The following is a 21433-nucleotide window of genomic DNA, read 5'->3' as shown; positions in this document are numbered from 1 at the left end:
AAAATCCCAAACCTTATTTGGAATGGTAGTACAAGTCTCTTTTGTAAGTAGGAAGAGCCGTTTTATTCTTCTTAGCGTTTTCCAATGCCTTGTCTTTTTCCGCATCGATCCACCATAAGGACTTTGCCGCGCCTTCTCCGGAATATCTGGAGAGAGGATTTTCCGGTGTACCGAATCGATTCCAATACAGGACTCTTGTGGATTTAATTCCCCAAAGAAGAACGTATGGAACCTCTTTCGTTAAGATCCTATCTATCTTCTTCAGGATTTCCGTTCTTTTTTTAATATCGAATTCCGTTTTTTGCTGCTCGATGAGTTTATCTACTTCCGGATTTTTGAAACCGTTATAATTGTTCTGCCCATTCTCATTCGCGTATTTGGAATCCCAATGATGTTCCGGATCCGGAAAGGAACTTCCCGCTCCCCAAGCAGCCCAAGTAACATCAAAATCATATTTATCCATCCTCTCCGACCAGTTGGCAAGATCCGTGCTTTCGATAGTGACTTGGATCCCCAACTCTTTTACTCTTTCCATGAACAGAGTAAAATATTTTTCCACACTTCTATCTCTTTCCAGGATATGGATCACGAATTGTTGTCCGTCTTTTTCCAGGAACCCTTTTGCATTTGGTTTCCATCCGGCTTCCGCAAAAAGTTTTTTAGCAGCTTCCGGATCGTAATCGATCGGAGGATTCGGTAATTGTCCTTCTTCCCATACGGATCCGTAATAAGAATCGGTGAGTTGGTATTCTCCGAACGCGAGTTTGTCCACCATGAGTTTTCGGTTAACCAAATGAGCAATCGCCTTTCGGATACGAACATCGTCAAAAGGTTTTCTTCTCATATTGAATGCCCAACCCTGAAAGCCTGACTTTTTATCGTTATAGATCTTTTGTTTTACGATATAATTCTTATCAAAAGGTTCTCCGGTCGTGTCCTGTACCCAAGTCGCCGCCTTATAAACAGGATAAAGATCTATATCACCTTTTTTGAATGCTTGGAATGCGACCGCATCGTCGTTGAATACTTTGAAGATAAGTGTATCGAAATTATCCGTCCCTTTGTAAAAAGGATAAGCCCTCATCCAATAATCGTTCCTACGTTTCATTTTTACGTAGATCCCTTTTTTAGCTGACTGCAATTCATACGGTCCGGACGTAACAGGAAACTCGAAATTCTCCTTATTAAAATCTTTTTCGGCATAATAATGTTCTGGCAGAATAAAGAAATCGTATGCGATAAATTCGAAGTTCTTCCAATGGACCTCTTTTTGAGTGAATTCAACTTCGAATTCATTTACTAATTTTGGAACTTCGAAACGGGAAAGATCGATCCGATGAAGCGCAGTATTATTCTTCTTATTCATGATGGTTTCATATGTGAATAATACGTCCTTCGCGGTGATAGGTTTGCCATCACTCCATCTGGCGTTTTTGTCCAGAATGAACGTAAAAGTTTTTTTATCCGAAGAGATCTTCCAGGAAGAAGCAAGTTTCGGAAGAGGCTCCAGAGTAATAGGATGTCTATCCAAAAGTGGTTCGAACATTTGAGTGAAAATTTCAGCCGTGGTGGAAAAATTTTCCAAATACCAGTTCAAAGATTTTGGATACTGGTGACTGTAGATCCTAAACGTTCCTCCCCTTTTTGCGTTCGGAGAAGTGGAAGGATTCGGTTTCCTTAAAGCTTCCGGAATACTATTCGGATCTCCGTCCCAAGGAAGATCTTCGGTTGCTACGGAAATTTGGACTTCTTCCTTTTCTTTACAGCCGTTCGATGCGAACGTAATTATGGATAATAAAAGTATAAAATAGCAAATTTTCAGTAATTTGGAATTTCTTAGAGTAACGTTCAAAGCACACCTCTTAGGAATGTTCGTGTTCGAAAGCTTCCGGGAAAACCCGATTTCAGGCAAACTTAAATGTAAAATTTTCGATGAAAAGATAGTAGGACGAGACCTATCGTTAATCCTTACTTGACCCTATGAGCAAAAACCACATCCGGGATTCGTTTTAAGTTGCCTAGGATCTCCTTCAATTGGTCCAAATGTTCCACTTCTATCATAAAGCGAGCCATCAAAGTATCCTTTTGCACTGTAGAAGCTCCAGCCTCGAGGATATTTGTCTGGGTCCCGGAGATACTTTTTACCATTTCCAAGTAAATTCCCTGGCGATCCTTTGCCTTCACTTCCACTCGAACCGGCACCGGTTCGGTTTGTCCATAGTCCCAATCCACTGTAATCTGTCTGAGCTGTTCTTCTTCTCTTTGTTTTAATGCAACACTACAATTCTTTTTATGAACAGATACACCTCTTCCTCGAGTCACGAAGCCGATGATCTGGTCTCCGGGAAGAGGAGAACAACAACCGGAAAGCCTCACTGGAATATCCCTTAGTCCAGCGACTAAAATTTTTCCACCGGCGACTTGTCCCTGCGCTTGAGTCTGTTTGGAGACTTTTTCGGAAGGTTTACGTTTAAGTTCTTCGAGTACTTCCGCATTCAGAGTAAGTTCCGCTGCATTTTCGGCACCGTGTTCCAGATCTTTGCTTGTCTCTTCTCTGAGTTTTCTGAAATAAGCGCGTAACTTTTGTCTGGCAGAAGGAGTTTTAACAATACGAAGCCAGATAGGAGAAGGTTTGGACCTTTTATCCACAACTACTTCAACTTGGTCTCCACTGCGCAATTCGGTACGAAGGGGGATCATTCTACCGTTGATCTTGGCTCCCTTACAATGCAGACCCACATCCGTATGGATCCTGAATGCAAAGTCTAAAACCGTAGCACCTTTCGGAAGTTGTATGATTTCTCCCTTAGGAGTGAAAACGAAAACCTCGTCCTCGTGAAGATCGTATTTTAATTCTTCTAAAAATTCTTTAGGATCTAAAGCGGAATCCTGCCAAGTCTGTAGAACTTCCAACCACTTCACGGTTAGATGTCTTTCGTTGGCATGAGTTTTACCTTCTTTGTATACCCAGTGAGCAGCGATCCCATATTCAGCGATCGCATTCATCTCCGCGGTTCGTATCTGGACTTCCAAAGGTTTTCCATCAGGACCGATCACAGTGGTATGAAGCGATTGGTACATATTGGTCTTAGGAGTCGCGATATAATCCTTAAATCTTCCCGGAACGGGGGACCAAAGTGTATGCACAATCCCTAATACTCCGTAACAATCCTTGATCTCGTCCGTAACGATTCGGATCGCCCTTAGATCGAAAATTTCGTCGAAAGTTTTTTCCTTCGTTTTCATCTTACGATAGATGGAGAAAAAATGTTTTGCCCTTCCTTCCACGTTCGCGTTGATCTGAATTTCTGCGAGTCTCTGTTTTAGGATGAGCTGTAGTTTTTCGATATACTCTTCTCTTTCCGACTTTTTGGCGCTGATCCTTTTTTTAATGTCCTGGTATTCTTCCGGAAAGATGACTTGGAAAGCGAGATCTTCTAGTTCGGATTTGATGGAGTAGATACCGAGTCTTCCGGCAATCGGTGCATACAAGGAAAGAGTTTCGTTTGCGATCCTTCTCTGTTTTTCGGGAGGTTGAAAAGAAAGAGTCCTCATATTATGGGTCTTATCAGCTAGTTTGATCAGAATGACCCGAATATCCTGGATGGTCGCAATGATGATCTTTCGTATATTCTCCGCAGCTTCCGTTTCTTTGGACTGGCTTTTGATCTGGGAAATTTTAGTCACACCTTCCACAAGTTGTGTGATCTCCGTCCCGAAATCCCGCACCATTTCTTCTTTTGTGTATTTAGTATCTTCGATCACATCATGAAGAATTCCGGCGGAGATTACTTTCTCATCCAAACCTAATTCGAATAAAATAAAACCTACTTGGAGGGGATGAACTATATAAGGTTCGCCCGAAAGACGGAACTGTCCTTGGTGGGAATCTTCCGAAACTTTATAAGCCTTTTCGATCAGTTCCAAGGCTTCGGGGCCCATGGTTTCCCGAACCCCTTCGATTAACATTTCTTTGGTGGCAGGAGCCTTAATGAATCCCATGTTCTTATTAGGTCCTTATATCCAAACCTAGATCCAAAAATCTGGTGGTATGAGTCAGATATCCCATACTCACCCCTACTCCGGGAAATTCGGACAATGCTTCCAGTTTTTCAGGAGTGATCCCTCCGGAACATTCTATTAGGATTTTAGGATTTTTTTCTTTTGCCCTTTGGAACGCTATTCGTGTATCGGGTATATTAAAATTATCTAACATTAAAACGTCCGGTTCCGCTTCGAGAGCGTCTTCCAATTGGTCCAAGGAATCGATCTCGAGCTCCACCATTCTTCCGGGAAAATTGGATCTGATCTTTCCAACGGGGATTTTTGCCGATGCGAATAATGCCAAATGATTGTCTTTGATCATCGCCATTTCGGAAAGATCCAATCTGTGGTTGGCACCTCCTCCGCAATACACAGCATACTTTGCCAGTTTCCTGTATCCCGGAAGTGTCTTTCTTGTATCCAAGATCATTATCCCTTTAGACCCGTACTGATCCACGATCTTTCGAGTTGAAGTGGAAATACCGGAAAGATATTGTAAGAAATTTAGAAGGATTCTTTCAACACGCAACATGGAGAGGAGGCTGCCTTGGATCTCGGCGACCTTGTCTCCTTTGACGAATTTTTCTCCATCTTTAAAGAAGAAATGAAACTGCAAATCTCCCGCTGAAAGTTTTGAAAGAACTTGCGCGACCCCGCTCCCGCAAAGAATTCCTTCTTCCCTTGCATTTAGATATGCGATCGCCTTTTGGTCCGGAGAGAATAAGGAAACAGACGTTATATCTTGATCAGGACAATCCTCATCCCAGGCCATTTTGGCCAGGGGATAATAATCCTCTGCACTCGTCTCTGCTATAGGCTTAGTGTAAGCCCTCTTCACTTGGAATTCACCGCTAAGTAAAACTGTTTCGGATTATAAATGAGGATCAAGCGGAATTCGAAAATTTAGATCCTGACAAAAAAGAAAGGCCCGGAAAAATCCGAGCCTAGCATGTGTGTGAGTTGCTAAAATGTTAGACCGTATTAACGAGCTTCTTCGTCGCTTTCCTGCTCACCTGAATCGGAAGGTTGCTCATTTTCTGTGGAAGGTGCCGGAGTAGAAGGCTGTTCTTCTTCCGGTTCCGACTCATCCGTAGAGGCTGCAGGAGGAGTTGTAGTCTCTTCCTTTTTCTCTTCCGGAGTAGATGCCTCTACTTTATCGCTACCTGTCGGCTTTTTCGGAGCTTTTTTCGGATCGAACTTAGTGGATCCTTTGGCAGGCGGAATTAGTAATACTTGTTTTGGATAGATCAAGTTTGGATTTTTGATCTTGTTACGGTTCGCTTCGTAGATCCGTTTCCAAAGTTTAGAAGTACCGTAATGTTGCTTGTAAGCGGAAATTCTCCAGAGGCAATCTGCAGGAATTTTCTTACGAACTACGTATTTTTTCCAACCTTCGGGAAGTTCTCCGGAAGAAGAGGATACCGTATCTTCTCCTTTTTTAGTAGAAGGAGTAGAATCTCCTGCATCCCCTTTGCGACCTGCAACGGAAGATCCGGTGCGTAATCTCTCTGCAATATCGTCAGACTGGTCTACAACGATACGGGAAAGTCGAATCGCTTCTTCGGATCGGGCAATAGAATCTTCGTATTTTTCGGAAGAATATAACTCTTCTGCGGAAACTAAAGACTCATCGGCTGCTTTTAGGTTCTCATCCGCTCTTTGGTAAGAAGTTTGGAGATCCTTGCTTGATTTCAGTTTGGATTGGTCTATCGTAGCCAGTTTGTCCTTGGCTTTTCCGATAGAATCTTTTGCTTCTGCCTTCTTCTTGAGTGCGTAAGCTTGGATGTTTTTGGCGACAAGTTCTGCTGATTTTTTACGGATATCGTCAACTTCGGAATAACCTTCTTTGATCTTTCCTTCGTCGATCTTACCTTTTGCAGCATTTAAACGTTCTCTCGTTTGGGCCACTTCAGGGTCGCCACCACCGGCATATCGATCCGCATCATCCAGATTTTTTTCGATATCTGCAAGAGAATCGATTAACTGTTGTTTTTGAGAAAGAGCCAAAGATTTGGCATCAGTTGCCGCCTTTTTGGACTCCAGATATTTTTTATTACTTTGTTCGTACTGATCGAAAGCAGCTAGACGGGTCTTAAGTTTTGCGTCGTCTCCGGATTCCTTAGGATAGGATTCCAAAGTGCGGTCCGCATTATCTCGAAGAGTGTCCCCTTCTTTTTTAAGCTCTACCGCATTATTATAAGGTTCTGCGGCAAGTTGGGAAGCATACGCCTCATCCGCTTCATTGATCGCGGTGCCGGCCTGTGCCTTGGTCTCCTCGGTCAATTGAGGATAAGATCTTTCTAATGCATCATACGCCTTACTTTTTGCGTATTCGGCGCTTTTTTTGGTTTCGCCCAGGTCTTCATTGGAAGCTTTTTCATGAGCGGTCAAAAGACTTTTGCGAGCTTCCTCAAATTCTCCGGAAGCATATTTTTCTGCGCCTGCATCTTTAGCGCGAGTGATAGCGGTTTTTGCTTCCGCTAATTCTTTTACGGGTAGTTCTGAACCACAGGCAACTAGGAATCCTAAAACTCCCAGTACCAATGATGGGAACGATATAGCTCGAAAAGTTTTCATTTGTTTTGCACCAGCCAGAGGAATCGTTTTAATATGCCTTATTTATTTAAAGGCAGCGACAGCGTCAGCTTCGTTATCAAAGATCTCAAAGAATGACGTTAATTTCGTTAATTCGAATACCTTTCTAACGGAACCCGCAACGTTGATAATTTTAAGTCCACCCTGGTATTTTTTTAAGTTAGAGAGGCTGGAAATCAAAGCACCGATTCCGGATGAGTCGATATAAGAGACCTTTTCCAGATTGATAATCGTATAGTATTTCTGCTCTTCGATGAGCTTTGCGATCACATCCTTAATCTCAGGGGCATTGTATAAATCGATCTCCCCATTGATGTCCAGAATGACGATGTTACCGCTTTCCCTTCTGGTGATTTCCATAAAAAATCAGCAACTCCTTTCTTTATCTGTATGAACCATCCTACAATAGGGGGGTCATTCTCTATATAGTCAACGAGAAATTTCCGCTCTTTCGTACAAATTTTTCCATTTAACGAAAAACTCACTGAAATTTCCAACTTCGATGGAATGTCTGAGTTCTTTCATGAACTTTTTCATAAAATACAGATTATGGTACGTGCTCAAGGAGAATGCACTGAGTTCTTTCACGTGATGTAAGTGTCTGATATACCCGATACTGTATCTTTTGCACACTTTACATTCGCATTTCGGGTCCATCGGCTCATCTGAGAACTTCCATTTTTCGTTTCTGAGATTCACTTTTCCTTGAGAAGTGAATACTTGGCCGTTTCTCGCGTTGCGGGTAGGAAGAACACAATCAAACATATCGACTCCGTTTCGGACTCCTTCCAAAATATCCGGAACAGTTCCAACTCCCATCAGATATAATGGTCGATTCCTGTCGGTAGAGGAGGCAATTCCTTCCATCGTGCGGATAAAATCAGGCCTGGGTTCTCCAACAGAGAGACCTCCGATCGCGATTCCGGAGAACGGAAGTGAGCGGATTTTCTCCAAACTCTCCAATCTCAGATCCAAATTTGTCCCGCCTTGGAAAATCCCGAAGAGAAATTGATTTCGTTTGTCCTTCTCCCAATAGTTCACGGCTTCTTCTGCCCAACGATGAGTCCGATCCAGAGCATCTTTGATCCGAGAAACAGTTCCGTCTCCTGGAGGACAATCGTCCAAGACCATCATGATATCGGAACCTATGGATCTCTGAATATCTATCACCTTCTCAGGAGTGAAAAAATGAGGACTGCCGTCGATATGAGAACGGAACTCTACTCCTTCTTGTTTGAATTTCACGAGAGAATTCAGACTGAACACTTGAAAACCGCCGCTGTCGGTGAGTAGAGCCTTTTTGTATGAAACAAAGTTTTTGAGCCCACCGAATTTTTCCAAAACCTCGGTTCCTGGGCGAAGATAAAGATGATACGTATTTCCTAAGATCAGTTCGTAACCTAACTCATCTAAGTCGTCCGAGTCCAAGGACTTAACGGCTCCTCTTGTACCCACAGGCATGAATACAGGCGTTGGAATTTCTATTCCGTTGAGAGATAAGGTTCCGGTGCGAGCAAAAGAATGTGGATCGGAAGCTCTGGATCTAAAGATCATTTTTTGTTCGGACAATTCGGATCCAAACAAGTACCGTAAATATTCAGACTATGACCTGTGATCTTAAACCCGTTACTTGCAGCAGCCTGCTCTTGCAACTGTTCGATCCTTTCGTCCATGAATTCTACGATCCTGCCGCAGTCTCCACAGATGATATGATCATGATGAGTATGGCCTATAATATGTTCGTAGTACTTATAATCTTGGCCGAAATTATGCTCTTGTAATAATTTCGCTTCTACCATGATGGAAAGTATCCTGTAGATAGTGGCCTTGGAAATTTTATCTCTTTGGTCCTTGAATTCTTCCAGAAGACTTTCTGCGGTAAAGTGATTGTGCAGCGAAAAAATACGTTCTGCAACTAACATCCTTTGATTGGTGATCTTCAGGCCCTTCTTCTGTAAATACTCAGAAAAAGTTTTCATCTCCATCCGAATGGAATCGTCTACGGTTTTCAGGATTTCAGCTTCTCTGTCTTTGTTCATTTTTCAGGAGGAAGTATGAGCCTGTTTAAGATTTTCCTTTCGAACCAAGGAATCCGGGAAGGCTAACATTCTTTTTCCACAATTTAAGATCCGGATATGAGAATTATCAAGTGGAATTTCATTTTTAGGAAATGAAATACTTATTCTTCCTCACCTTCGATTTTGCCCGCTATAGAATAGTACCAGGCTCTTTCCATTTCTTCCGCGATACGGACTGCAAGAATTTTAAGTAATCTGGTCTGGGCCTGACTTTCCGTTTCCATGAAACCGACTTGGTCCGAGTAGATGATCCTCGCAGGAATCTCGGTCCTTTCTAAAGGAATTTTTTCCCCGCCTGCTTTTTGGAGTTCTACCTTGCAGACTACGAACATCTCTTTACTGAGCTGCTGTCCACCCTGATCTAAAAGTGCTCCCACTTGTTGGTAATGACTGATCTCTCCGTAGATACGATATGCGGCTTGGGACTTCTCTCTGGTCTGGATAAATCTTCCCCGATAATTGATCTCCTGTTTGACGAGGTCGGAGAGAGTGGTGTGCATTGCAATCCCATAGGAATTATTGCGAAAATTCTGCACATACACGGTACGTTTGGAATCCGGGATAGGAATCCCGTCGATTTTAGGAGGATTGCCGGGCTCCCGAGTCAAATAGGTACAAAAACCCAGGCAAAATACCAAAAGAATCGGAAGGAATATCCTCATATCATCAGGCTTTTCTCCAAGTATGAGGCTGCAAGAAAATTTCTCAGATTTCAGACTTTACAATTTAAGGGAATTGGATCTGAATTCGCAAATGGGAAAAAATTTCCTGAAAGTTTTTCCACAAATTCCGCAGATATACGGTTTAATATTCCTCCTTATTTTGTTTTTCGGGACGGAAGGAAGTGCGGGCGAGACAGGTCCCAAAATTTCCGTGGTCTCCCCCAATCTAAAACCGAGCGCCATTGTCCAAAAAAATATTTGGGACGATCTTACACCGGAGGTTTTAGCGGATCTCGGAAATTTAGGTTTTCCCATGGAAATGGAGACTCCGATCTCCGGTTCTTATGCGGAATATAGAGTGCATCATCTGCACATGGGCTGCGATTTTAAGACATTTCATACGAATGGGATTTCTGCCATTTCTCCTTTCCAAGGATATGTGGATTCTATTGGGCAATCCACAAAAGGTTACGGATCAAATATTATCATAAAGTCTTCCGGTTCTAATTTAAGGGCCAAGTTTGCTCACTTACTGGACTTCAAAGGATTTCGAAAGGATCTAGACCTTCTGCGGGAAGCATTGGCATTACTAAGCGGTGGAGAATTTCAGGTAAAACTTTCTCCAGGTTCTTACCTTCTCCCCAAAGGTGAAAATGTAGCAAGACTCGGAGAGTCGGGAACCGGGGTTAGTCATTTACATTTTGAATTACATTTACCTAATGGGACTTTAAACCCCCTTCCCTATTTACCTTTGCGAGGAAAAGACAGATATTCTCCGGAACTATTACTCTTATACGTGGACTCGGAAGATGGAGTTCAGGCCAGGATCAATTTGGAAAAAAAAGGAGAAGGTAAATTCGCAGTTCCCGGGAACCAAAAATTACATTTGGCGGGAGGTGTCCGTTTTAGATTAGGTGCCTACGACCTAATGACCTCACGGAACAAAAACAATCTTTTCTTTGCAGGAATTTACAAGGAAGATATTCCTTTATACGAAAGATCCTTTAGGGGAATGAGTTATGAAGAAGCAAGGGTCCACCAGGATATATTCGACTCCAACCGCTCTTCTTTAAATCCTCCCGTTTATGTGTATAATCTTTTCCCCGCAAAAGGACCGAGTATAGACCTTAGGAATTTCGAAGTAGGAAGTATAGTCAAACTCATACTTAAAGCATCCGACCATGCGGGAAATCACTCCATCCTTCCCTTAGAAATAGAAGTCGGGGTCGTAAATGGCAAAAGACCATCCATTACAAAAACTGAATTCACTTCTTTGGACGGTGTTCTGAAGATCAGAACTCCGGCAAAGACAACTTACGGCCAGGGCTCGTTACACTTCAAAAAAATGGAAAAGCCGGAAGACGACTTAAAACTTCCGGAAGGACTCAAATCAAAGGGTTCGATTTACGAATTAGAATCCTCCGATCTTTCCTGGGTGGGAGAAGCGGAACTAACCTGGAGAGGTGCAGCACTAGGTAAAAAAGACGGGATTTACATCTTCGACAAAGCTTCCAAAAAATGGTCCGCTTTAAAACAAAAAGGTTCGATTACATTACTCACAAAACTTGGGGCACTTGCAATTCTCACCGACGAGGCAAAACCTTCCGTTAATTATCCATTTTTGATCACAAGACATAGAAGGATCAAAGGCCAGGAAGAAGAAGGAATTGAAGAAAGATTATACACCGTTTCCGACACCGGTTCCGGGTACGCCGGAGGCGCAGAAGTTTTGCTGGAAGGAGAATTGTATCCAAGCGAATTCGATGCGGACCGTAAGATGCTCATCGTCAAATTCCCGAAAACTTTCTCCGCTTGGAAAAAGTATATGCTTCTCCAGATCCGGATTAAGGACAGAGCGGGTAACTTTTCGGATTGGTTTACCGATTTAGTGAGGTTTTAGGTTTAGAGACTCAGAGTTAGCAGAGTCACAAAGGTTTTTCACACAGAGACGCAGAGCCACGGAGAGTTTTTATGGAACGAAAAGTTAAAATTGCAATCATGATTATCGGAATTCCCATTCTAGTCGGATTGATTGCGTTAACTTTATTACCTGCTACGTATTTTTTGGGCAGATTTATCACTTCAAAAGAATATAAACAAGAGCTGGATCAAATTCCCAAAGACCAGTCTTACTTCAGGTTTCAAGAACCATTTTTAATGAATACTAAGGATTCGAAATTTATCAAATTTAAATTAGCCTTGGCTTACAAAGACCAACCCGCATTAACGATGGAATTAGCAAAAAGAATGACTCAGATACGAACCATCCTTAATATTATCATCGTTTCTAAAACGTCCGAAGAATTCCAGAGTATCGAATCACAATTATCGGTGAAAAATGAAATGGAGGCGACGATCAATCATCTTTTAACCGAAGGAAAGATTACCGGAGTGATCATTTCCGATATGGAAATAAAGTGAAGTTTTTTACTTTTAGTGATTTCGCAGCCCCCTGAAATTTTCAGATCGGGCCTCGCGCTGGGAAACGTTCGCACAGAGTTCACGGAGGTCACAGAGTTAATAACTCTAAAAACCCCCAGCGCTCTCCGTGTGCTCCGTACCTCTGTGCGAAAATAAAAAATCCCCACGAGATTGACTCGCAGGGATTTTCTAAAATCACAGAAAGAGATCTTTTTTCTCAGTCCTGGTTTTGGAGAGAGTATCTGCTAATTTGCAGAACCTTAAACTTAGTTTCCGCTCCGCCAAGATTCAAAGAAGCATTATCCCCCACTTTTTTACCTAAAAGCGACTTAGCCAAAGGAGATTGGTAAGAAATAATATTTCTTTCCGTATCCGCGTCCCAAGCCCCCAAGATAGAATAAGTTTGGTCTTCCCCGCTGGACTCGTTTTTGAGTTTTACGGTGGTTCCGATATTGATCCGATCCGTTTTCACATTGGATAGATCTAGAACGATAGCAGCTTTGAGTTCCGCTTCCAGTTTTTTGATCTGAGCTTGGAGCTGGACTTGTTTTTCCATAGCGGCTTTGTATTCCGCGTTTTCCCGCAAGTCCCCTCTTTCCTGAGCCTCTCCGATATCTCTGGAGTTTTCAGGCATCTCTACGTTGACCAAATGATCGAACTCCGCCTTTTTCGCGTTCAGAGCGCGGCGAGTAACAAGAACGGCGTTTTCCGGGATCCTTGCCAGAACATCCTCTTCCTCTTCTTCATCATCCTCTTCTTCCCAGATCAGATCCGGTTTTAGAGTTTGGATCAGAGACATCAATTTGTCTTTTTCAGTCTCTTCTATATAAGGAACTTCTCTATAAAGAGCGTAAACTTTGCGGATATATTCCGAATCTCCGTTTTGGATCGCCTCGCTGATCACAGCCGCCTCATTTCCGAAAAGGATCTCATGGCAGGTGTTCTTAAGTTTGGTCCCTTTTTCCTCTATCTTGTTCAAAGGTTTTAATAATCGAAGGACTCTCAGGATCAGATCCTGTCTGGAAACGTTCATCCACTCTTCTTCCCATGTTTTGAGAAGGATAGATTTTGCCACCCATAGGAATACTTCCGGATTTTCCTTAGCACGGCTGGATGCAGTTTCGATGAATAAATTTAATTCGGCAAACTTTCCGTCGGCTTCCAGCACGGAAACAACGTATTTGTTGTTCTTAACGGGAACTTCAAATAGAAGACCAACCAGGATATTGACCCAGTCGGAATGGGATTTTTTCACTAAGTCCACGAAAGACTTTTTGATATCCAAATTGCTGATCTTGGAAGAATATTCCAGGACTTCTTCTCTTTTCAGAGATTTAACGAGTTTGGAAACATCATCCAATTTCTGGTATCTTTGGAAATCATAAGGACTTCCGTCTTCTCCTTCCATAATGGAAGCGACTTCGTCCAGATATAAATAAGCGACGATCTTGCGGAAAGAATCGTGAGTTTGTTCTTCTTCGAAATAATGATGTGCGAAAGTATCGATCGCGGACTCAGCTTCTTCTTTATTGCGGAGAGCTTCGATCGCGATATCCAAACGTTTGGCCGGGTCGGGGTTGGCGTTGAATTTTTCCGTTAATTCTTCCGAGTAAGTAATCGGTTTTTCCCGATACCAAAGTTCGTCTTTTTTCTTAGGATTAAAGCCAAGATTATCCTCTTTTTTGATTACATTCTTAGCTTTATTCCACCATTTAGACCAATCCGCAGCAGGGATAAATTTTCCAGCGATTTCCGCCTTCATTTCCGCAACCAACATATGGTTTTCGAAAGAAGTTAATAATTCCTTAAAGAAACCAGGAACATCGTTTTCGAATAGAGAAACAACGGAAGCTTTATCTTCGTAGTATCTCACCCAAATATGATCCCCTTTCAAAGGTTTCAAGCTGGTGATCGCCATTTGGATGGAAAGTTTATGGTTCTTCTTATCTTTGAAGTCAACGAAGATAGAATCTCCGTTAGGCGAAATAGAGACGATCTTACCTACTCCCCAGTTCCTATGAAGAACGTAGTTGCCGGTATCGAATACGATATTTCTTTCGAAGTTGGAAATACAGACCTTAACCGGTTTTCTGTTGTTTCCCAACTCGGACATTTTTAAAAAATCTTCCAACAAACTATGGTTGGCATATTTCAGTTTATAAACGCGGATCAATTCGTTCCTTGCTTTGTTGGAAACAGGCTCATGATCCAGGATCTTTTTGAGAAGATAGATCACTCTGTCCCAATCTTCGGTGATCTTAAAAGGATCCACTAAAGGATAAAGATAACCTGCAAGACGGGTTTTCTCCCGATGACCTAAAAGGATCCGTTCTATCTTCTCGACAAATTGGATATCGTCGTAACTGTTAGATACGAAAATCGGCCAGATCTCTTCGAACTGTATATAATCTTTCGTCTTCGCAAAAGTTTCGATCGCTTGTTTAAGGTAAGCGACCGCTTTTTCTTTGTTTTCATCAAGAATTGCTAATGCATATTTTTTAGCGATCTCAGGGTTCTTGCGGTCTTGTTTCGCAAGTTTCTCCAAGATGGGTTTTAGCTCTTTGTTCTTTTTCAGTTTTTCAAGAGCTTCCGCTTTGAAACGAAGAGCGTAACGGTCCTCTCCGAACTTCAAAATATTGTCAGTGATATGTTCTATGATGACCCATTTACCGGCTTGTTTGAAAGAATCCAGTAGGGTCTTGAAGTAAGAAGCTGCGTCTATACTTCCTTTTTGAAGACCCAGTAATCCGAGCATATATCTTGCGGAGATACTTTCCGGATGATCTGCAAGATGTTCTTCCAATTTTGTTTTGGCTGAATCGATAAGACCTGATGATTGAAAGGATTCTATTAGATCGTCGTAAATTTTAAATTTAGATGCGGGAATGGAATTTGCGTCCGAGCGTACATATATCTCCTCGTTAAAAAGAGAAGTCAGCTTGTCCAGTTCGCTGGCAGGCTTAGTTTCCGCGGTTGTCGCAGTTTCGTTAGACATAGGAATTACTCCGCCGACGGGGTCGGCATTCAAAAATAGGTTCGGATGGGCGGTTTTTTTGTCTCTTAAGAGCCCTTTCAGATCAATTATAGCAGCTTAGGCTTATCCGTAAACTAGAATTTGGGCTTAGGCTTGTACAGGCGCCTTTTCGCTATTACTTAGGTATAAATTCACTGAAAAAAAGACATTTTTTGCGCACAGAGCACACGGAGGTCACGGAGTATGTTAAGGTTTAAATTTGCGTAGGAACTCCTACAACGCAAAGCCCTCAGTGCTCTCTGTGTTCTCCGTGCGAACTTCTCTCTCTTAAAACAAAAAACGCGGGAGGTTCCCGCGTTTCATTAGAGTCGGATATGAAGGAAAGGCTTATTTGCCGTTTCCACCACCTTCACACTCTTTCTCTGCTTTCACTTTCAACATCTTATCCAACTTACGTTTAGAACGGCAATCGTCCGCATCGAAATCGATAGAAGCTCCGTCGAAGTGAACCTCGAATACGTCCGATAGAACTCTAAGCTCGTCAAAGAAGAGGTATACGGTTTCTCCACTCGTATCGTTACGAGAGCGAATTTTAAATTGTTTGAATACAAGTGTTTTAACCTGAGGGTAAGAGTTTACGTCCTGAGGAACTCCTGTAGGAATTTCAAAAGTAAGAGGTCTCCAACCGATAAAGTCCAGATCTCCGAATTGGAAGATATGAGAATCACCTTTCCAATCCTCTAACCAACCTTCCAGATTGTATTCGTTACCTCGACCGCAAACCCAAACGGAAACCGCTTTTACGATCCCTGGGAATTCCACACCGTAGATCTTGAATTCTTTTCTTTTGTTGTTCGCATCCAAGTAAGCCATTTTACGAGTGATCTCGTATTCAGGAGTACGAGGAGGACGGATGGTAACGGAGTTGTCTCCAGGGAAAGTGAATGCAAACTTCACTCCCAAAACTTTTCCGGTTCCGGCGTCTACGTTCTTGATATCTCCAGGTTTTCCAGGAAGAAGTTTTACTTCTCTCAAGGCTTGCGCGTTGGAAGCAGCAGGTTGGTATTGAGCCTGCTGTCCTTGCGGAACTTGTGTGTCCTTATCGGTAGTAACTTCCCAACCGTAAGGAGCGGAACCCGAAGGATTATCCCAGGACTCCACAGTGATGGAGCGTAACTCCATCCCGCTTACGTCGATACCGGTAGGAGTTTCGATCCCGCCTTTTTTCTTTTTGATAAATTGCGCGCTCACGGTCCCAAGTAGAAGGATGGAAGAAATACCTACTGCTATTGCCGCGGTGATTTTAGTTTTTTTGCTGAGGTTTTTCATACATGTCCTACCGAAAGATCACCAATTGTCCTTAATTTCAGAACCAGGATACTTTGTATCAGATTTATCGGCACGAACTTCCAAATCATCCACATAAAAGTAGAAGCTTCCTCCCACTTCATGAACATCAGAGGTCACGAAAATGGAAACGAATCTTAGGTTCTTATCCAATAATGCAAATCTGGTACTTTGAGGAACAAATCCCGGAACGGTGGCAGTCAATTTTCTCCAGCCGAAATAGTCCAAACGCCCCATTCTAATATTATGAGTTTTTCCTTTATAGTCTCTCAGTTTAACGAACAGAGTGTGACGGAATTTTCTTCCCAGAGCCCAAATGGAGACCTGGCGAGCTTTTCCTTTTACGATATATTCGTGAGGAGGGAAAACTTCCACTCTATCGAATCCTCGATCGTTATAATAGGTTTTGATACCGAGGATATGGTTCTTTTCCAACTGGTCTCCACCATTGTCCGGAACGGTATTCTCGTCGAATACGTCGCGGATCAGACCTCTTTGAACCATCTTAAGAGTTTTAGTCTCTCCCAGGGGAGTAGTTGACTTAGCTCTCCAGTCTTCGGACTCCTCGAAGTTTTCGAGTATAATTTTCTCGAGGGGATCCGGTGCTTGGCCGCCTTGGCCGCCTTGGTTCCCTCCCGCAGGCTGCTGACCGGAAGTTCCGGTAATCGCCAAGAAAAAGAGAACGCTAGCTAATAAGTACGTCTTTTTCCCCATGAGAACATCTCCTAAAGATTTAGTGCAATCCAATCTAATTCCGAGAGGGAGGGATGTCCGTAATATCCCCATCCTGTATCAGGTTTTGGAACTTACGCAATACCTCGATCATCCTTCCGACACCTTCTGCCGGAATGAATATGGAAGATTTTTTACTATTGGACCATTCGGAAACTTTTAAATAGTATCCGTTCTCGTTCCGTTTTAGATCTACCAGAAACTTTTTGTTCTGGGTTGCGACCTTCTCCGTTAGGATTTCGGGGTCCAAATAGATTTCTCCTTCCCGTCTCTGTGTATAAATATCGGTAGCCCAAGTTCCAAAATTAGCCAAGTAAAAAGTTTTTTGCGCTTCAGGAGAAAAAATCGAAAATTTCGGACCGCGAGACCGAAAAGCCTCCCCCGGGTGAAGGAAATCCTCTAACGCCCGGCAGATTTTATGAGACATAATCGCTATTCTTTTTTTTTCGCACGGAGCACACAAAGTTCACGAAGAGGTTTTGTAGGAGTTCCTACAAACCAAACACCTCTGTGTTCTCCGTGATCTCTGTGCGAAAACCTTCTTCCCTTAGCGGCTTCGCGTGAAACCTAATGTTTTCGTTTATTCCAAACCAAGATCCCGATGATCCAGATATAGTTTAAGGCGAGAAGCCCCGCAAGACCCAGGACTCCCATATTGAACAAAACTTCTTCAGGATTGGAGATTGGTAGTAAGATCCGTGGTTTTTTAGGCGGATCGAATCCGAATTTTTTACAAGCTTCCAGAACCGCCTCCGTATAATACGAGTTCAATCCCGCAATATTGGAGTGGGAGAGAGACTGCCCTACTCTGGTGTTTTGTTTCTCCCAATCACATACTTTTTCGGAGAACTGTGGGCAGACCGCCCATGTTAGGACCTCATCCCCTTCTTTCCAATCGGAGGAGACCCAAGGCGCCACATGAAAATACAATGTTTTCTTAATAGAACCGGGAGTAGTCTTAGTGACCTGGTATTTATATAAAAACTTGGAATCCGTGAATCGGAAGATATGAGAATTGGAAACTCCGCTGTCTATTTGAAAGATAGTTTGTTCGGGAGATTTTAACCCCAGGAAAAATCCGAATGCATGGCTTAAATACAAGGCGGACACGGGAGCGGAGATAAAGCCAAGAAACAAAGCGAAAAATATACTGTTTCCGTAAAACTTAGTCAGCTTCAAGGTAAGGAAGAATAGTGGAAGAAATAAAAAGCCGAGGCAAGCAATGGTGGAGATCAAGGTCCCGAAAAGACCGATGGGCAAAAACAATGCAGCCATTCCGTTTACGAACAAGAGGCCCAAACCCAATAATCTCCAAGGAGGTTCCGGCTTTTTCGGTTTTTGGTTTTCCCAGTTTTTGACTAAGGCAAACATCTCCTCTTATTCTACGACGACAGAGGAAGAAAATCCACTCCAGATTTTAGCGCCCAGGGCCTCTAATGTGCTCGGATAGGCCAAAGAGAATAGTATCCCTCTTGTCCCTCTTAAATAAAATTTTTCCAAAATGATGATCCGGCTCTTACGTCCATCTTCTCCCACAAAATCGAAACTCGTTCTATATAAGTCCCCTTCTTTTTTACGGAGATAATTCCATTCTCTCATGGTCCTGGAATTGATCCCTCGGAGTGAATCCCAAACTAGATAGTAATTTTGTGCGTTAAAGATCGTTGGATGAAAATGAAGTGTTGTGCCGATCGTGAATACGACCCGATCCGGCCGAAAAAATAAGATACCTTCACTACTCTTTCTGTATTCTTTTTCGAAAGGAGAAGGTCCTCCTTCCACCGGAAAGTTTTGGTAGAATCTATGGACCTGCCAGAGATAATCCGAGTCTTCTCCCGAAAATTCCCGATCCTCATCCGGAAATAAGTACGTCAGATCCGAAGGAAGATCCAATGAATAAGCAAAGTCAGAACTTCTGATCTTTAAATTTTCTGGAGTCCAACAGCCGAACGGATCTGTGAGTCTTTGTAGTTCTTTCTCTTTATGGGAATATTGATCTAAATATTTCGCAAGAAGTTTTGCGGTCCTTTCATAACCTTCCGGCACCAGTTTTCCATATCTCAACCTGTAACAGTACATGGATCCCTTTAAGAGACGGATCGCCGAATACGGATTTGCATGCTTTTGCAGACTTTCCGCTTCGCTATAATGCAGATCCAATTCTTGTCTGTTCGGAAAGACTTCCTTATAATTCCGATCCAGGATCATCTCCACTTTTCCGTCTTTGTAAAAACGATAATTGCGGGATCTGGAATCGGTCTTCCAGACATAATGAGCGCTTAGACGAAACGCGGTCTGAAGTCTATTATATAGCAGTTCCTCTTTTTTTTCCTGATCTCCAAACCATGGTTGGCGAAGTAACGGATCTATTTCCTGGGCCGAGGCCGGTAAAACGAAAAAAGCAAGGAAGAAAAACAAAAAATTAATATATAATGATTTTATAATATATAAACAACTTACAAACGAATTTTTCGAAAACCCGACTTTCACTTAAAGAGACCTTCTAATTCTCTGAGTGCGCTGATACCTACGATTTCCATTCCGGGAATTTTTTCTATCTCCGCCAAATTCCCTTTGGGAAGAAATACGGTTTCGATCCCTACACCTTTCAATTCTTTCAAGCGTAGGGAAACCTGGCCAACGGAACGAACTTCTCCGGAGAGTCCGACTTCTCCAATGACCGCATATCCCGACTGTACCGGTCTTTCCGTATAACTGGAAAGTATAGAAGCACAGATCGCAAGGTCGAGTGCAGGTTCGTCCACTTGCAGACCACCCGCCAGATTCCCGAATATATCACATTCCGATAATGTATGCCCCAAGTATTTTTCAATTACCGCAGCAAGCAGTATAAGTCTTCGAGTGTCGGGACCTTCCGCCATTCTTCTTGCTTGGGAGTAATTGGTCCGACTCACCAAAGCTTGGACTTCTACACTGAGTGCACGGCTTCCTTCTAATACCGAGCTGATTACAGAACCGCTTTTTCCTTCCGTTAGCGAGCTGATAAATACCCTTTGTCTGTCTTTTACTTCTTTTAATCCGGATTCCAACATTTCAAAAACGGCAAGATCACCTACCGCGCCGAATCTGTTTTTTACGGCGCGAAGAAGTCTAAAATAATTCAGTTTGTCTCCTTCGAAGTACAATACCGTATCGACTAAATGTTCTAATACCTTAGGGCCTGCAATTGCACCATCTTTCGTGATATGACCGGTCATTAAGATCGGGATACCTGTACGTTTTGCCGTTTCCAAAAGCACTTGTGTACATTCTCTAAGTTGTGTGACGGTTCCCGCTTGGTTCGGAAGAGCCTCTCTTGTAAGAGTTTGGATGGAATCCACGAAAACTAAATCGGGAGAAACATCCTCGACCATTGCGGAAATATTCTCCGCGTAGGTTTCGGAGGAAAGAAGAAGGTTCTCTGATAGAACATTCATCCTAGCTGCTCTGAGTCCCACTTGAGCCGAGGATTCCTCACCGGATATATAAAGTATTTTTTTACCATGAGAGATCATACTTCTGCTGATCTCTAAGATGAGAGTGGACTTACCAACTCCTGGTTCTCCGCCTACCAGGATCAAACTTCCAGGAACAAGTCCCCCGCCTAAAACCAGATCCAGTTCGGAAAGACCCGAACTCAAACGTTTTGTATCATCGGAAGGAATGGAATTGATCGGAACAGGTTCTTTATAAACCGCGGATTTTTTATAACTGGGGGAAGAAGAAAAACGATCCCCTCCCGATTCTTCCACGATCGTATTCCATTTACCGCAGGATTCACATTTGCCCGCCCAACGGGAAAATTCCTGTCCGCAGGATTGACAAAGAAAGACTTTGGAAATTTTCTTTTTCAATGTTCGAATAAATTCTCCATTTGAAGCCAATCGATCTGATTGAATACGGGAAGACATTGGAACGCTTCTTGAGCGAGTTCATATCTTCCTTCTCTGATTAATATTTGAGTAAGCTTTTGTGATAGAGAAATCAGGAATAGAACATCTCCGGAAGCATATTCGATCTGATCCTTAGTGAGAGTTTGAGCTCCCCAATCCGAAGACTGATTTTTTTTGTCCAAAGTCTCGTCGAAAAATTCTCGGATAATATCTCTTAGGCCATGTCTATCCGTATACGTGCGAGCAAGTTTAGATCCGATCTTTGTACAAAAAATCCCCTTGGTCAGAATACCTAGCCTGTATCTTAAGAAGAGGGTATCCATCCTGGCAAAATGGAATACCTTGATAATACCCGGGTTTTCGAATAGTTTTTTGAGTCTAGGGGCCTCTGTTTGATCGGGCAGAATTTGCACCAGGCTCACCCTATTTTTAGAATCACAGATCTGGACCACGCATAGACGATCTCTTCTGGGATTTAAACCCATCATTTCGCAATCCACTGCCAAATGATCTTCTTCTAGATATTCATTAAATCTCTCTTCGGAAAGATCTCCCGGAAACAGATCCGGTTTATTGTTCGCGCGGTTAGATGCCATAAAGCCAAAATAATCGAACCGGATCTCAGGTCCGCAAGAAAAGTCCGACTTCCCCGACGGTTTTTTTCCTTTTCTATCTTTCGAATCAGTA

General features: G+C 42.7%; 18 protein-coding genes. 2 read left to right on the top strand and 16 right to left on the bottom strand.

All coding sequences use genetic code 11. The annotated features are described in order from the left end of the window. Nucleotides 1-13: 13 nt before the first annotated feature. From AB3N61_RS05140 to lptE, 8 genes are all read right to left on the bottom strand, one after another. Nucleotides 14-1852 carry an extracellular solute-binding protein gene (locus tag AB3N61_RS05140; RefSeq protein ID WP_412758390.1) on the bottom strand — a complete coding sequence of 613 codons (1839 nt, stop codon included), beginning with the start codon at nucleotides 1850-1852 and terminating at the stop codon, nucleotides 14-16. A 116-nt stretch (nucleotides 1853-1968) separates the two neighbouring features. Then, nucleotides 1969-4002, bottom strand: coding sequence for a RelA/SpoT family protein (locus tag AB3N61_RS05135; RefSeq protein WP_020771165.1), 2034 nt, complete (start codon nucleotides 4000-4002; stop codon nucleotides 1969-1971). 7 nt (nucleotides 4003-4009) lie between these two features. Continuing rightward, nucleotides 4010-4882 carry a carboxylating nicotinate-nucleotide diphosphorylase gene (nadC, locus tag AB3N61_RS05130; protein ID WP_036090919.1) on the bottom strand — a complete coding sequence of 291 codons (873 nt, stop codon included), beginning with the start codon at nucleotides 4880-4882 and terminating at the stop codon, nucleotides 4010-4012. Nucleotides 4883-5025: 143 nt separating this feature from the next. Continuing rightward, the gene (locus tag AB3N61_RS05125) at nucleotides 5026-6621 is read right to left on the bottom strand and encodes a lipoprotein LipL71 (RefSeq protein ID WP_036090917.1); all 1596 of its coding nucleotides are present in this window, start codon (nucleotides 6619-6621) and stop codon (nucleotides 5026-5028) included. A 42-nt stretch (nucleotides 6622-6663) separates the two neighbouring features. Then, nucleotides 6664-6999: an STAS domain-containing protein gene (locus tag AB3N61_RS05120; protein ID WP_008595243.1), complete on the bottom strand. Its 336-nt coding sequence runs from the start codon at nucleotides 6997-6999 to the stop codon at nucleotides 6664-6666. 69 nt (nucleotides 7000-7068) lie between these two features. Continuing rightward, nucleotides 7069-8193 carry a tRNA guanosine(34) transglycosylase Tgt gene (gene tgt, locus AB3N61_RS05115; RefSeq protein ID WP_367898639.1) on the bottom strand — a complete coding sequence of 375 codons (1125 nt, stop codon included), beginning with the start codon at nucleotides 8191-8193 and terminating at the stop codon, nucleotides 7069-7071. Then, nucleotides 8190-8678: a Fur family transcriptional regulator gene (locus AB3N61_RS05110; protein ID WP_020771531.1), complete on the bottom strand. Its 489-nt coding sequence runs from the start codon at nucleotides 8676-8678 to the stop codon at nucleotides 8190-8192. Before AB3N61_RS05110 ends, tgt begins: the two co-directional genes overlap by 4 nt. Before the next feature lie 140 nt (nucleotides 8679-8818). Further along, nucleotides 8819-9379: an LPS assembly lipoprotein LptE gene (gene lptE, locus AB3N61_RS05105; RefSeq protein WP_367898638.1), complete on the bottom strand. Its 561-nt coding sequence runs from the start codon at nucleotides 9377-9379 to the stop codon at nucleotides 8819-8821. Nucleotides 9380-9470: 91 nt separating this feature from the next. On the opposite strand from lptE, the gene AB3N61_RS05100 reads away from it, so the two are divergent. After that, nucleotides 9471-11279 carry a M23 family metallopeptidase gene (locus tag AB3N61_RS05100; protein WP_367898637.1) on the top strand — a complete coding sequence of 603 codons (1809 nt, stop codon included), beginning with the start codon at nucleotides 9471-9473 and terminating at the stop codon, nucleotides 11277-11279. 71 nt (nucleotides 11280-11350) lie between these two features. Further along, nucleotides 11351-11800 (top strand): flagellar basal body-associated FliL family protein, encoded by a 450-nt coding sequence (locus tag AB3N61_RS05095; protein WP_020771299.1) that lies wholly within the window; start codon nucleotides 11351-11353, stop codon nucleotides 11798-11800. Nucleotides 11801-12017: 217 nt separating this feature from the next. Here the strand turns inward: AB3N61_RS05095 and greA are convergent, their stop codons facing one another. From greA to AB3N61_RS05055, 8 genes are all read right to left on the bottom strand, one after another. Beyond that, nucleotides 12018-14795, bottom strand: a complete 2778-nt coding sequence (gene greA, locus AB3N61_RS05090; RefSeq protein WP_020771420.1) for a transcription elongation factor GreA — start codon at nucleotides 14793-14795, stop codon at nucleotides 12018-12020. 366 nt (nucleotides 14796-15161) lie between these two features. Then, nucleotides 15162-16103, bottom strand: a complete 942-nt coding sequence (gene flaA1, locus AB3N61_RS05085) for a flagellar filament outer layer protein FlaA1 (RefSeq protein ID WP_020771092.1) — start codon at nucleotides 16101-16103, stop codon at nucleotides 15162-15164. 18 nt (nucleotides 16104-16121) lie between these two features. After that, the gene (gene flaA2, locus AB3N61_RS05080; RefSeq protein ID WP_020771391.1) at nucleotides 16122-16835 is read right to left on the bottom strand and encodes a flagellar filament outer layer protein FlaA2; all 714 of its coding nucleotides are present in this window, start codon (nucleotides 16833-16835) and stop codon (nucleotides 16122-16124) included. Between the two features lie 34 nt (nucleotides 16836-16869). Then, complete coding sequence (locus AB3N61_RS05075; protein WP_020771237.1) at nucleotides 16870-17103, bottom strand: PurA ssDNA and RNA-binding domain protein; 234 nt, start codon at nucleotides 17101-17103, stop codon at nucleotides 16870-16872. 317 nt (nucleotides 17104-17420) lie between these two features. After that, nucleotides 17421-18224: a hypothetical protein gene (locus AB3N61_RS05070; RefSeq protein WP_020771411.1), complete on the bottom strand. Its 804-nt coding sequence runs from the start codon at nucleotides 18222-18224 to the stop codon at nucleotides 17421-17423. A 6-nt stretch (nucleotides 18225-18230) separates the two neighbouring features. Then, nucleotides 18231-19343 (bottom strand): LIC10775 family protein, encoded by a 1113-nt coding sequence (locus AB3N61_RS05065; protein ID WP_412758389.1) that lies wholly within the window; start codon nucleotides 19341-19343, stop codon nucleotides 18231-18233. Beyond that, nucleotides 19340-20707, bottom strand: a complete 1368-nt coding sequence (radA, locus tag AB3N61_RS05060) for a DNA repair protein RadA (RefSeq protein WP_020771191.1) — start codon at nucleotides 20705-20707, stop codon at nucleotides 19340-19342. The genes AB3N61_RS05065 and radA overlap by 4 nt, the downstream gene beginning before the upstream one ends. Next, nucleotides 20704-21342 carry a ribonuclease D gene (locus AB3N61_RS05055; RefSeq protein ID WP_036091041.1) on the bottom strand — a complete coding sequence of 213 codons (639 nt, stop codon included), beginning with the start codon at nucleotides 21340-21342 and terminating at the stop codon, nucleotides 20704-20706. The genes radA and AB3N61_RS05055 overlap by 4 nt, the downstream gene beginning before the upstream one ends. Nucleotides 21343-21433: the final 91 nt, after the last annotated feature.

Source organism: Leptospira sp. WS58.C1 (assembly GCF_040833995.1).
GTDB classification, from domain to species: domain Bacteria; phylum Spirochaetota; class Leptospiria; order Leptospirales; family Leptospiraceae; genus Leptospira_B; species Leptospira_B cinconiae.
This window is presented reverse-complemented; position numbering and strand designations above follow the sequence as displayed.